10 protein-coding genes and 1 pseudogene are annotated in these 12,794 nt (G+C 69.5%); 8 read left to right on the top strand and 3 right to left on the bottom strand.

Annotated features, from left to right (window positions below):
* Positions 1–26: 26 nt before the first annotated feature.
* Positions 27–848: a DJ-1/PfpI family protein gene (locus tag ACFY1H_RS18820; protein WP_386947947.1), complete on the top strand. Its 822-nt coding sequence runs from the start codon at positions 27–29 to the stop codon at positions 846–848.
* A 23-nt stretch (positions 849–871) separates the two neighbouring features.
* Here the strand turns inward: ACFY1H_RS18820 and ACFY1H_RS18815 are convergent, their stop codons facing one another.
* Complete coding sequence (locus tag ACFY1H_RS18815; RefSeq protein ID WP_386947796.1) at positions 872–1,333, bottom strand: hypothetical protein; 462 nt, start codon at positions 1,331–1,333, stop codon at positions 872–874.
* A 242-nt stretch (positions 1,334–1,575) separates the two neighbouring features.
* On the opposite strand from ACFY1H_RS18815, the gene ACFY1H_RS18810 reads away from it, so the two are divergent.
* Both ACFY1H_RS18810 and ACFY1H_RS18805 read left to right on the top strand, forming a co-directional pair.
* On the top strand, positions 1,576–2,328 hold the full coding sequence (locus ACFY1H_RS18810) for an ABC transporter ATP-binding protein (protein WP_366587305.1): 753 nt from the start codon (positions 1,576–1,578) through the stop codon (positions 2,326–2,328).
* Positions 2,304–3,896, top strand: coding sequence for a hypothetical protein (locus ACFY1H_RS18805; protein ID WP_386947794.1), 1,593 nt, complete (start codon positions 2,304–2,306; stop codon positions 3,894–3,896). The genes ACFY1H_RS18810 and ACFY1H_RS18805 overlap by 25 nt, the downstream gene beginning before the upstream one ends.
* Before the next feature lie 33 nt (positions 3,897–3,929).
* On the opposite strand, the gene ACFY1H_RS18800 is transcribed toward ACFY1H_RS18805, so the two are convergent.
* A complete protein-coding gene (locus ACFY1H_RS18800) occupies positions 3,930–5,282 on the bottom strand; it encodes a TrpB-like pyridoxal phosphate-dependent enzyme (RefSeq protein WP_386947792.1) in 1,353 nt (450 codons plus the stop codon).
* A 93-nt stretch (positions 5,283–5,375) separates the two neighbouring features.
* Here ACFY1H_RS18800 and ACFY1H_RS18795 point away from each other — a divergent pair, with 93 nt between their 5' ends.
* Complete coding sequence (locus tag ACFY1H_RS18795) at positions 5,376–6,068, top strand: dienelactone hydrolase family protein (protein ID WP_386947791.1); 693 nt, start codon at positions 5,376–5,378, stop codon at positions 6,066–6,068.
* A 112-nt stretch (positions 6,069–6,180) separates the two neighbouring features.
* On the opposite strand, the gene ACFY1H_RS18790 is transcribed toward ACFY1H_RS18795, so the two are convergent.
* A complete protein-coding gene (locus ACFY1H_RS18790) occupies positions 6,181–7,308 on the bottom strand; it encodes a DUF6461 domain-containing protein (protein ID WP_386947789.1) in 1,128 nt (375 codons plus the stop codon).
* Positions 7,309–7,410: 102 nt separating this feature from the next.
* Here ACFY1H_RS18790 and ACFY1H_RS18785 point away from each other — a divergent pair.
* The 4 genes and pseudogenes from ACFY1H_RS18785 to ACFY1H_RS18770 form a co-directional block, all read left to right on the top strand.
* Positions 7,411–7,560 (top strand): annotated as a pseudogene (locus tag ACFY1H_RS18785) (dienelactone hydrolase family protein); the annotation flags it as partial.
* 272 nt (positions 7,561–7,832) lie between these two features.
* Positions 7,833–9,149, top strand: coding sequence for a hypothetical protein (locus tag ACFY1H_RS18780; protein ID WP_386947787.1), 1,317 nt, complete (start codon positions 7,833–7,835; stop codon positions 9,147–9,149).
* Between the two features lie 597 nt (positions 9,150–9,746).
* A complete protein-coding gene (locus ACFY1H_RS18775) occupies positions 9,747–9,881 on the top strand; it encodes a hypothetical protein (protein WP_386947786.1) in 135 nt (44 codons plus the stop codon).
* Between the two features lie 199 nt (positions 9,882–10,080).
* Entirely contained in the window at positions 10,081–12,687 is a 2,607-nt protein-coding gene (locus ACFY1H_RS18770; protein WP_386947784.1) for a hypothetical protein, read from the top strand.
* Positions 12,688–12,794: the final 107 nt, after the last annotated feature.

Below are 12,794 nucleotides of genomic sequence, written 5' to 3'. Positions count from 1 at the left end.
AGCTTCAGGAGGATGACTTGGCGACAGTGCTGATCCCCGTCCCGGCGCAGGACTCGGACCCGTCCGAAGTGGCCGTCAGCCGGGCGATGCTCGACGGGCACACGGTGGTCTTCGCGACTCCCGAGGGCGCGCAGGCGACCTGCGACGAGCTCATGGTCACCGGCGAGGGCCTCGACCTGTGGAGCCGCGTGCGGGGCCTGCGGAAGCTCACCGCCGTCGGCCGCGTGCTGCGCGCCGATTCGGCCGCGCGCTCGGCGCACGCCGCGTTGCTCGCCGACCCGGCGTGGCGCACCCCGATCCGCTGGGCCGACATCAACCTCGACGACTTCGACGGCCTCCTGCTCCCGGGCGGGCACCGCGCGCGCGGGATGCGTTCCTATCTCGAAAGCCGCGTGCTTCAGGACGTGGTCGTCTCCGCGTTCCAGCGCGACCTCCCGGTCGGCGCCATCTGCCACGGCGTGCTGCTCGCCGCCCGCAGCGTCGACCCGGCCACCGGCCGCTCGGTCCTGCACGGCCGCACGACCACCGCCCTGACCTGGCAACTGGAACGCACGGCCTGGCAGCTGGCACGCCGGACCCGGTTCTGGGACCCGGACTACTACCGCACCTACCGCGAGGAGCCCGGGCAGCCCGCGGGGTACATGTCGGTGCAGCAGGAGGTCACCCGCGCCCTCGCGCGCCCGGAGCACTTCCGCGACACGACGGACCGGGTCCAGGCGAGCGGCCGCGCCCGCGACTCGATGGAGGACTCACGCCCGGCGTTCGTGGTCGAGGACGGGAACTACGTGTCCGCTCGCTGGCCCGGTGATGTGCACACGTTCGCGAAGACGTTCGCCACACGGCTCTGACTCAGGCGGCCGAAGATCACTCATCACACGCGATCGAGCCAGACCACGAATTCTCTTGGCTCCCTGCTCGCGAGAAGATCACCGATGGGTGACCTCGAGACGGTGTCCAGCCAGCTTTCGAGGGGCGTCCCATCATCGGGAAACCACCATTCCGAAAATCCCCCAGCGGACTCGAGGTCGCGATCCAGGTCATATCTGTACTCGAACTGCACCTGCGAACAAGCCTCGTGCGCCCCGGCCGCGTCGAGAACCTCCAACTGCCGCACCATGCCGACGACCAGCGTGGGCGATGACAGCCAGCCGGCTTTCCCGTACTGGAAGAGAAGTCCGTCCGCGTCCTGGCCGGCGGGGACATCGAACTGCGTCGCGAAGAACCTGCGGGCCAGCTCGACAAGAGCCGGCACCGGCGGGCCGGCCGGCCCGGCACCGGCAACCAGACCGTGAGCGATGGCGAGCGCGTCGCCGACGGGGCGCTTGTCCGGCAAGCGAACCTCCGAGTCGTGCCGCCTGATGACAAGGTCAACGTATCGCCCACCGGGCGCGGGATGAACGCGGAACACCCCGAACGTCACCGACCGTAACCACCCCGCAACCCACCCCAACCCCGCGCCTTCCGCAACTCACCAACACCCCGCAAACACCGCGCACACCTCCCCCAATCCGCGTAATCTCCCCTTCCAGACCACGGAAGGGGGCACTCGTGGCCGAGAACGGCGCGGACGCCGCAATGGGCCTGTACGGGCTCACCAAACGGTTCGGCACCACGCTCGCCGTCGACAGCGTCACCCTGGAGGTTCCGCGGGGCTCGTTCTTCGGGCTCGTGGGGCCGAACGGTGCGGGCAAGACGACGTCGCTGTCGATGGCGGTGGGGTTGCTGCGGCCGGACCAGGGGCAGGCGAACGTGTTCGGCGTGGACGTGTGGCGGGAGCCGGAGCGGGCGAAAAGCCTCATCGGGGTGCTTCCGGACGGACTGTCCATTCCGGAGCGCCTCACGGGCCGCGAGCTGTTGACGTACATGGGACTTCTGCGGGGCCTGCCGCCCGACACGGTGGCGGCGCGGGCGCAGGAGCTGCTGGGCGTGCTGGAGCTGCTGGAGGCCGAGCGCACGCTCGTGATCGACTACTCCGCGGGCATGCGCAAGAAGATCGGGCTCGCGATGGCGCTGCTGCACGGGCCGCGGCTGCTGGTGCTGGACGAGCCGTTCGAGGCGGTGGACCCGGTGTCGGCGTCGACGATCCGGACGATCCTGCAGCGGTTCGTCGGCTCGGGTGGCGCGGTGGTGCTCTCGAGCCACGTGATGGCGCTGGTCGAGCAGCTGTGCAGCCACGTCGCGGTGATCACGCGAGGGCGGGTGGTCGCGGCGGGCGCCGTCGACGACGTGCGGGGCGGCGGGAGCCTGGAAGACGCGTTCGTGCACATCGTGGGCGGGCGCACCGGCGGAGCGGAAGGACTGTCGTGGTTGGCGTCCTCGTCCGACTGAAGCTGCGCGTCCTGCGCAATTCCCTGCGCGGCAGCCGCGTCGCGGGCATGGTCGTCGGCGGGGTGATCGGGCTGACGGCCGCCGTGCTGACGATCGTGCTGGCCCTCGTGCCGATCCGCGGCGGCGGTGGCATCACCGTCGACCTGCTGACCACGATCTACGCGGGGTGGGCAGCCGGCTGGGTGCTCGCGCCCATCGCCACCGGCGGCGGGGACGACACGCTGCGCCCCGAGCACTTCGCACTGCTGCCGATCGGCCGGCGCAAGCTCGCCGTCGGGCTGCTGGCCGCGAGCTTCGTCGGCGTGACGACGCTGGTCAGCCTGGTCGCGTTCCTCGGCCTGTTCTTCTACGGCCTGCGCCTCGGCGCGGGCGCGGCGCTGGTCGGGCTCGTGTTCACGGTGCTGCAGCTGGCGTTCGTGGTGCTGCTCTACCGCGTGGTGATGGCGGCGCTCGGCGCGCTGCTGACGTCGCGCAAGGGCAAGGAGCTGGGCATCATCCTGGTCGCGCTGACCGGTCTTTCCGGGGTCGGCGTGAACCTGGCGATCAACAGCCTCGGCCCCGCGATCATCAACGGCCGCGTGCCGGGCTTCGTGAACGTGATGCACGTGCTTCCGTCCGGCTGGGGCACGGTCGCCGTGCAGGCGGCCGGCACCGGCGAGTGGGGCACGGCGCTCGGGCTGCTGGTCGCGATGCTCGCGCTGATCGCCGTGCTGCTCGCGGCGTGGGGTGCACTGCTCTCGCGGCAGGTGACCAGCCCGTCGTTCCGCGGCGCGTCGCGCACGAAGGTGCGGGCCGAGGGTGCGCGCGTGCGCCGCAGCCTGCTGCCCGCGACTCCTGTGGGTGCCGTGGCGCGCAAGGAGCTGTTCACGTGGTGGCGCGACGCCCGCCGGCGCGTCGCCCTGCTGTCGACGCTGATCGTCGGGGTCGTGGTCACGGTCCTGCCGGCGCTGTCCGGCGGCGGGCGGCCGGCGATCGTGCCCTATCTCGGCGTCGCGGTGGTGTTCTTCGCGTGCATGCAGTCGGGCAACCTCTACGGCTTCGACGGCAGCGCGCTGTGGCACACGCTCACCGTGCCCGGTGCCGAACGCGCCGACGTCCGGGGCCGGCAGCTGGCGTGGGCGTTGATCGTGGCGCCGGTGGCGTTGCTGCTGGCCGCCGTCCTGCCGGGTGCGGTCGGCGAGACCGGCGCGTATCCGTGGGTGTTCGGCCTGGTGCCGGCGCTGCTGGGTGGCGGGGCGGGCGTGCTGATGCTGCAGTCGGTGTTCCTCGCCTACCCGCTGCCCGACCAGCGCAAGAGCTCGAGCCCGTGGTCGTCCGGCGGCCGCCCGGGCTGTGCGCGGCTGCTGCAGATGTTCGCGACGATGCTGCTGGTCGCCGCCGGGGCGCTGCCGGTGCTCGCGCTGTGCGTCGCGGGCGCGGTGCTCGGCTCGCCGGTGCTGCAGTGGCTCGGCGTGCCGGTCGGGATCGTGGTCGGCGCCGTGCTGGCGCGGTGGTGGGGCGGCCTTGCGCAGCGACGGCTCGCCGCGCAAGGTCCCGAGTTGCTGGCGACCGTGTCCAAGGAGCGGTGAACGACGGGCCGCGGGTCCGGGCGGCCCGCCGTTTCACGGCAACTCGGCCAGGGAAGCGGCGAGCACGTCGTCGGACAGCTCGTTGTCCACCATCTCGCCGGAGAGGTACGCGCCGTACGCGGGCAGGTCGAGGTGCGCGTGCCCGCACAGCGCCGTGAGGATCACCTTCTCTTCCCCGGTTTCCTTGCAGCGCAACGCTTCCTGGATGCACGCGGCCAGCGCGTGCGTCGGCTCGGGCGCCGGGATGATGCCCTCCGCCCGGGCGAAGCGCACACCCGCGGCGAAGCACTCCTGCTGCCCGACGGCGAGCGCCTCGATGAGGCCCAGCTCGTAGATGTGCGAGATGAGCGGCGACATCCCGTGGTAGCGCAGGCCGCCCGCGTGGATCGGGTCGGGGATGAAGCCGTGGCCGAGCGTGTGCATCTTCAGCAGCGGGGTGAGACCGGCCGTGTCGCCGAAGTCGTACGCGTACGTGCCGCGCGTGAGGGTCGGGCACGCCGCCGGCTCGACGGCGCGGATCACCGGGTTCATCCGGCCCGCCAGCTTCTCGCGCAGGAACGGGAACGCGAGCCCGCCGAAGTTGGAGCCGCCGCCGGTGCAGCCGACAAGGAGGTCCGGCGTGTCGCCCGCGAGCTCGAACTGCTTGAGCGCTTCCTCGCCGATCACCGTCTGATGCATCAGCACGTGGTTGAGCACGCTGCCGAGCGCGTAGCGGGCGTTCGGGTCGGCCGCGGCCTGCTCCACGGCCTCGCTGATCGCGATGCCGAGGCTGCCCGGGGAATCCGGGTCGTCGGCGAGGATCTTCCGCCCGGACTCGGTCAGCGCCGACGGGCTCGGGTGCACGGTCGCGCCGAACGTCTCCATCATCAGCTTGCGGTAGGGCTTCTGGTCGTAGGAGGCGCGGACCTGCCACACCTCGCACTCGAGCCCGTACTGCGCACACGCGAACGCCAGCGCACTGCCCCACTGCCCGGCGCCCGTCTCGGTCGTCAGGCGCGTGACGCCCTCCGCGGCGTTGTAGAACGCCTGAGGCACCGCAGTGTTCGGCTTGTGCGACCCGACCGGGCTCACGCCCTCATACTTGTAGTAGAGGCGGGCCGGGGTGCCCAGCGCTTTTTCCAGCCTTCTCGCGCGGTACAGCGGCGAGGGGCGCCACAGGCGGTAGACCTCGCGGACCTCCTCGGGAATGTCCACGTACCGCTCGGTGGACACCTCCTGCGCGATCAACGCCTGCGGAAACAGCGGCGCGAGATCCTCCGGCCCCACCGGCTCACGCGTCCCCGGGTGCAACGGCGGGGGCGGCGGCTCCGGCAGATCGGGCACCACGTTGTACCACTGCGTCGGGAGATCGGCTTCGTCCAGGATGTACTTGGTGCGCTCCGCCATCACGACTCCTCCGGTCTGGAAAACTCAACATAGATCGCCGGAGGCCCGGTGGGCCAGCCTGATTGTCCACAGTGGATCTACTTGGGAGGAAACTTGCCCACTCGCGTCGATCACCTGCAGCTCACCGACGGTCCCGTCGACCTGCCCGTGTGGCTTCCCGCCGACGGCCACGGCCCCGGTCTCGTGCTGATCCAGGAGATCTTCGGCCTGGACGACTACCTGTCGGGCGTGGCCGCGGACCTCGCCTCGCTGGGTTACGTGGTCGCCGTGCCCGAGCTGTTCCACCGCTTCGCGCCGGGTTGGTCGTCCACGCACGACGAAGCCGGGGTAGCCCGGTCGATGGAGGTCGCGGGCCAGCTGGATCCGGCGCTGGCTCTGTCGGACGTGTTGGCGGCCCTCGCGCACCTGCGCGGCTTGACCTCTCGGGCCGGAGTGCTCGGCTTCTGCCTGGGCGGGTCCCTCGCGTTCGCCGCCGCAGCCGCGGGCACCCCGGACACGGCGGTGTCGTTCTACGGCTCGACGGTGGCGGGCGAGATTGCCTCGCTGGGTGAGGTGACTTGCCCGATCCAGTTCCATTTCGGGGGGCAGGATCCGTTCATTCCGCGGTCGGATGTCGCTGTGGTCGAGGAAGCGGTGGCTTCGCACCCGGGAGCGGAGATCCACGTGCAGGAAGACGCCGGGCACGCCTTCCACAACCGGGTGGCGCCGATGTTCTACCGGCCGGAAGCGGCCGCTCGGGCTTGGGAGCTGACGGTGGGATTTCTGCACCGGACTCTGCCCGTATGAGGACGGCAGAACGCCCTCGCTCGGGCCGATGAGCGAGCCCGTGCTGCTGAAAGTCGTTCAGAGCGGGGAATCGTCGTTGACGATCCCTTCTGGCCGGTCACGGTGCGTGAGCTCAGGCTCCGTCAGCGCGCAGGCGGGTTGTGAGCTCGCCGAGCAGGGCCGGCCAGTTGTCCCGGTTGGCCTGGCAGGCGTTGAACATGGCCGTAGCCAGTGCGTCGACGGGATCGGCTGACAGGTGTGTGTATACGGCGGCGAGTGCATGAGCGCGGGCACACAAGGCGCGCTCGACACTGGTGTCGGCGTTTCGGCATCTGGCGGCGGCGCGGAGTCTTGCACGGGCGTCGAGCCTCGGGTCCGGCGGTTGACAGCGGTTCCAGCGCAGCTCGAGGCCGTCGCGGTAGTCCTGGTGCGCCCGAACGGCGATCTGATCACGGCGCCGGGTGCGCTCGAGCTCGGGCAGGGCGTCTGCGTTGTCGGCCAGACTGGCCAGTACGGCGGGATCGTCGACGCCGGTCGCTTCGCAGGCGCGGGTCGCCGCCAAGGTGGCCAGCGTCCGCAGTTCCCGCCGGTTCGTCTCGGGTATGGCCGCAACGACATCAGGCGCGTTGATCTTGAGCCAGGAGCTGGGCTGTTCGAATCTGGTGGGATCGACGATCACCGAGGCAGCATGGCTCTGGCCGGACCAGTCCGCAGTCACGCGTATGCCAGTCACCCGCTCCAGAAAGGCGAGCGCCGAGGCGCATTTCCGATACGGGTCGTCGAAGTCGAGATCGCCGAGGAAGGGGCCGATCGCCTCCGGCTCTTCCCCCGTTGGAGTACCGCCGGTGACGAAGTCGAACACAGCCAAGACTCTGACGTCTTGCGCGAGGCTGATTCGGCTGACGAGGTTGACGTTCCAGTACACGCTCGCGGCCACCGTGCCGGATGACAACCGCGCCAGGACACCGGGCCTAGAGCCGTGCACACCGTTGTCTTCGACCAGCAGTGTCCAGCCGTCCCGCTGGCCGGCAACGACGAGGGGGAGTTGGTCCGGGAAGGCATTGACACTGGTCTGGCCGGCGACCGCGAGAGTGACTTCCCGGCTCGCCGGGAACGCGTCGAAGCGGTGCAATGCCTCGTCGACGGACAACCCGCGCACTGCGGTGAGACACAATGCCTCGGCCGGCAATGCCTGAGCGCCCAACAGAGCCACGTAATACTCCACCGCGTCGGGGCGGACGGTGGGGAACGGGAATTGCACGACACCACACTTCCACATTGTTGCGGCCGGCGAGGGACTGGTCTGTCGCCGTGTTCTGGGCAAGCGCGTCACGAGGGTCTCTCTTACGTAAACGAATGGCAGCATCAGGGCGCGGAGATCCACGTGCAGGACGACGCTGGGCACGCCTTCCACAACCGGGTGGCGCCGATGTTCTACCGACCTGAGGCGGCGGCTCGAGCGTGGGACCTGACGGTGGGATTCCTGCGCCGGACTCTGCCGGCCGGCCGCTGAAATCACTCGTCGACGACATGGGGAATCCCTACGATGCAGCCATGACCTGGATCTACGCGCTCTGTGCCAGGCGCGGAACACACGAAGACCGTGCCCGGGGCCGCGTGCGTCACGTCGCGGGCCGGCGGGCGGGCGCCTCCCTGGTCGGCACTGCCTGGTGGTGCAGAGATTGACCGCCTTCGCACCGCTGAGGACGGGCACCCGCGACGCCGGCGGCCGCCCGGCGGAGGTCCACGCCTCCCTCCGACAACGACTGGAGGCCGCTAACCTGCATGCCCGCCGCCATGCCGAAGAGAATCGGCATGGCGGCGATCAACTCGCTCGCGTCCTCGGCCGCGACCCGGCGATCGCGACCACCGGAGAGAGGACCACCGTTGTCCCCCCATGGTGATCAACAACGGCTGCTGGAGGCTCAACGCCGCAACCTCGCTCACGTCCGGCAGGATGACTCGACCTGGGCAGGGCTGGCATTCGCGCCGGCGCGAGACGAGCAGGGACGGGCATACGACAGCAACCGTGCGGAGCGGTTCGGCGTTCTGTGGGCACTGCAATACGACCGAAGGCCGCAGGACCTGCCGTTGCTGAGGTTCTTGCTCCGCCAGGAGATCACCCGCTATCGGGAGACCGTGTCGTGGGGACTGGCCCCTGACCTGGAGCTGGCCGGTTTCCTCGTCGCCGAGCACGGCCAACTCGAGGACGTCTGGCTGCACTGGCAGGCCAAAGAGATCAATTTCGACACCGCGCTCGGCTATCGCACCCACCATCTACTGACCGCCGGCGTCGAGGTGACGCTGCAGGCCGTGCGGTCCAGCTCCCACCCTGATCGTGCACGCGTCCTCCACAGGATCACCGATGCCCGCAACCCGGACGGCACACCCCATTTCACCGATGCCGTCGTCCAGGAATGGCTGGACGACCGGCGAAAGCGATTCCCGGCAGACCCCGCAGCCGAGAGCTTGCGTACCTGGGCCGACCACGCCGCCCGCCTCGGCGAACGGGAAATGTCCCGCCGGTTCCTCCTGGCCTGGGCTGACCAGCAACCCCGCACCGGAGACACGCTCAACACCCTCCAGTTCCACCTCGCCCGACTCGGGTTTCTCGCCGAAGCCGTCGAGATCCAGAAAGAAGCTGTCGCCGCGTCAGAACCAGGCTGGACCAAGGCCAGCAAGCTACTCGCCCTCATCAAGCTCCAGCGGACGTCGGGCGACTTCGAAGGCGCCTGGGCGACGCTGCGTGAATGCGCCGGCGCCATGCCTTCCGATCTGTCCTGGAAGAACGCAGGACTCTGGCGCTACTTCGTCAAAGAGCACTTCCTGCTCGTCCCCCTGGCGCGCGATCAGGCAACCGCCCGAACGCTCTTGGACGAGGGAGACCGGCAGATGCGCGGCGTCACGCGACTATGGATGGACGGCGTCCTCGACGCCGCCATCACCGCCATCACACACGTTGGGGATTCCGACATGCACGACCGCTACCTGGCGATCGAGGAAGCCGAGTCCCGCGCGCGCGGTGAGGAGATAAGACAAGCCAACAGCGGCACGATCGACGAAACCAAGAGCAGAGACCGCGGCGCCGGCACCTCAAGCTGAGTGATGGCAGTTCCCGGCACAGGGCGTCCGAGTGGCAGGCTGTGTATCGGGTGAGCAAGGACTCGGCCCGCTCACCAGCCCTGACGTACGCCGCGTGTCAGCGAGTTACCCGCAGTCGCCCGTGTGGACCACGTCGTGAAAGCTCGCGGCTTTCACCGGCCGCGGATCAGCCTTGCAGTCTGACGAGTCACGATATGTAAACAAAACTCACTTCGCCTCGGCCAGCACGGCGCGGTTGTGCCGCTGCCGCGCGGTGAACGCGGCGGGATCAGGCGTCCGGACAGCAGCACCGGCTCGAGCTCGAGCGGGGTGTCGCGGACCCGGAAGGCGAAGCTCGGGTATACGTCCGCCTGCGCAGCCAGGACCGCAAGATTCCCCTTGGGGCGAGCCGGGGCCAAAGCGTCACGTCAACGAGCGTGGCGCGCGTCGAATCGTCACTCCGCCGCCAAATGCGCCTATGCCGGCAGGACCGGCCGCCGCGGCGACCTGCGCGGGCTCACCGCCCGTTCAGCGCATCGGCTTATCACGGTCCACCGCGCGGGCCCCGCCCGGCAGATCCGCAGTCCGACGGCCTCCCCGTTGTTCAGGCAGAGTCCGGTGGACACGTTCTGGATGTATTTGTTGGTCGCGGACGAGATGGTCCAGTCGGTGGCGTTGACCGCGCAGGAACAGGAAGTTGTGAACACCGACGACGTCCCGGCGGCCAGGCACAGCCGATCGCCTGGTTCCTGACCTTGCCGCGGGTGTAGTTGTCCCACTTCTGGTTGTTGTTCCCGTCCTGGCACTCGTGGATGTACACGCCGGAGTCCAGGCAGGTGCAGAACGGCGCCGCGTACCGGATCCCGTACCGCGACTCGGCTTCGCGTGGTGCAACCAATCCTCCCCTTCAGGCGTGTAGGTCGTGCATGCCTGCAACAGGGGAAGGGCCAGCATGACCTTACGAAGATCACTGACGTTGCTCGCCGTCGCGCTCACGATCGGGCTCACCGTCACCGATGGCGCGATGGCGGCAGCGGAAACCACTGGTCAACAGCGTTCCGAGGTGACGCTGTCCGCGACGTCCTGGGGTTACGTCGACTCAGCGACACCGACCACCGCCAATTTCAAGCCGTCCGGCAACTTGCCGATCGGCACCTGGGACGCCACACCGCACCTTCAACGCTCGTACGTGAATTTCGACCTGAGTTCGTTGCGAGGTGTTCCGTTCACGACAGTGCTGCTTTCGGCCGGCGAGACGCACTACGTCGACTGCGACAGCCGCGCCACCGAGGTGTGGCGGACCTCCGCCTACACCAAGCAGTCGACCTGGCAGAACCGCCCGGCGGAGCGGACACGGGTAGCCGCCAGGGGCGCCGACGGCACCTGCATCGACAACGACGCCACGTTCGACGTCACCTCTGCGGTGCGGGACGCGGTCGACCACAAGGACCGTCACCTCACGCTGGGCTTCCGCGTCGCCGAAGCCCACGAGGCGGACCCGGCGTTCTATCGGCTGATCGAGGCCCCGGCAACGCTGCGGGTGGTCAACAACGCGCCGCCCGCGGCGCCGACCGACCTCCGCACCAACGACGAACCCTGTGCCAAGGACGGCACCGGGGCACTGGTGAGCGGCCAGCTGGAGCTGAGCGCACAGGTATCCGACCCGGACGGCGACTTCACGTCCGGGCAGTTCACGTGGTGGCCGGTGGCGGACCCGTCGCAACGGCACACGGGTGCCGGGTCGGGCAACCCCGCCGCGGCGTACCCGGACACCTCGGACCTCGCCGACGGCACCTACGCGTGGGAGGTGTACGCACAGGACAGCTGGGGTGCGAAGTCGTCCACGGTGGGCCCGTGCCGGTTCACCGTCGACCGCACGGATCCGAACGCGCCTGCCGTCGTCTCCGCGACGTACCCGGCGGGCGTCGAGGGCGGCGGGGTCGGTGTGGCCGGCGAGTTCACCTTCTCCCCCAACGGTTCCACCGACGTCGTGCGGTACGACTACAGCTTCGGCGCGAACACGCGTGAGATCGCCGCAGGCCCCGACGGCACGGCCACCGTCAGCTTCACGCCAACGGCCAACGGCTGGCAGTCGGTGATCGTGCGGGCGTGGGACCGGGCGGGCAACCTCTCGGGCAGCACCTACTACTCATTCCTCGTCAAGGAGACGCGGCCGACGGTCACGTCCGACCGCTACCCGCCGCAAGGCGGCCCGGACGGCGGCATCGGCGTGCCGGGCGTGTTCCGGTTCGCGCCGGGGATGCCGAACGTCGTGACGTATGACTACCGGCTGGACGACGGCGCGTCGGCCACGGTCACGGCCGGCCAGGACGGCGTCGCCGAGGTGACGATCACGCCGGCCACCGGTGGTGATCACGTGCTGTTCGTGCGCAGCACCGACACCTCGGGCGTAACGACGCCGGAACGGGAGTACCGATTCCTCGTCGATGCGTCACCGGTGGTAAGCGGGCCCGCGAACGTCGACCTGGGCACCTCGGCCACGTACACGGCAACCCCGAGAATGCCGGACGTCGTCGAGTACGACTACTGGTTCGCGAGTGCCGAGAGTACGAAGTGGACGGTCAAGGCGAACGCCGACGGAACCGCCACGCTGCCGATCGAGTTCACCTCGGCTGACCAGAGCCTGCTGCGGGTCCAGGCCCGCGACGCGTCCGGCGGGCTGTCCCCGGTAACGGAGAAACGGTTGTCGCTCAACACCTGGCGACCGACGATCGGCTACGAGGGCGACATCGCGACGGAGGGCAGAGCCGCCACGTTCACGTTCACCACCCCGATGCCGAACGCCGTGGAGTTCGAGTACTGGCTGACGGCGGACCCGGCGACCAGGTGGACCGTGCCCGTCAGCGGGAACACCGCGACGGTGAGCTACACCCCACCAAGGATCGGCGACTACGAGATGGTGGTGCGCGCGAGGAACACGGCGGGCGTGTGGTCGTCAACGGACAACATCACGTGGACAGTGACGAACGATCCAACGGTGACCTCGAAGGAGTTCCAGGCGAACGGGCGGGCGTTCCCCGGCACCTTCACGTTGGAAGCCCGCCAGCCGGGCGCGGTGGCGTTCGAGTACTCGTTCGACTGGGGTCCGTTCCAGCAGGTGGCCGCTCAGAACGGCCGCGCTGTGCTGGCATGGACTCCCCCGCTGCCACCGGAAGGCTGGGCCTCCCACAACCTGCGGGTGCGTACGGTGACGGCCGACAAGGTCTCCTCGCAGGAGAACATGTACGGGTTCAGCATCTCGAGCGCGCCGTACGTGTCGTCCAAGGAATACCCGGAAAACGAGTGGTCGGGCGGTCCTGGTGTGCCGGGGACGTTCACCTTCACGCCGGGTATGCCGGGCATCGTCTCGTACACCTACTCCGTCCGGAACGACCGGGGTGCCGTGACAGAGGAGTTCACCGTGCCGGCGGACAGTTCGGGTGCGGGGACGATGACGTGGACCCCAGCGGACCGAGGCATCTACTCGGTCACCGTGTGGGGCAACACGGCCGACGGCACCAGGTCGGGTGACATCGGCTACTCGGTGTACGTCGACTAACCGCCGTGGGGGGGGCCCCCCCCCCGGGGGGGGGGGGGGGCCCCCGCGGCGCGGGGGGCGGGGGGGGGGGGGGGGGGGGGGGGGGGGGTGGGGGGGGGGGCGGGGCG

Source organism: Amycolatopsis sp. NPDC001319 (genome assembly GCF_042896185.1).
GTDB lineage: Bacteria > Actinomycetota > Actinomycetes > Mycobacteriales > Pseudonocardiaceae > Amycolatopsis.
The sequence above is the reverse complement of the archived record's forward strand: the minus strand, read 5'-3'. Positions and strand labels throughout refer to the sequence as shown.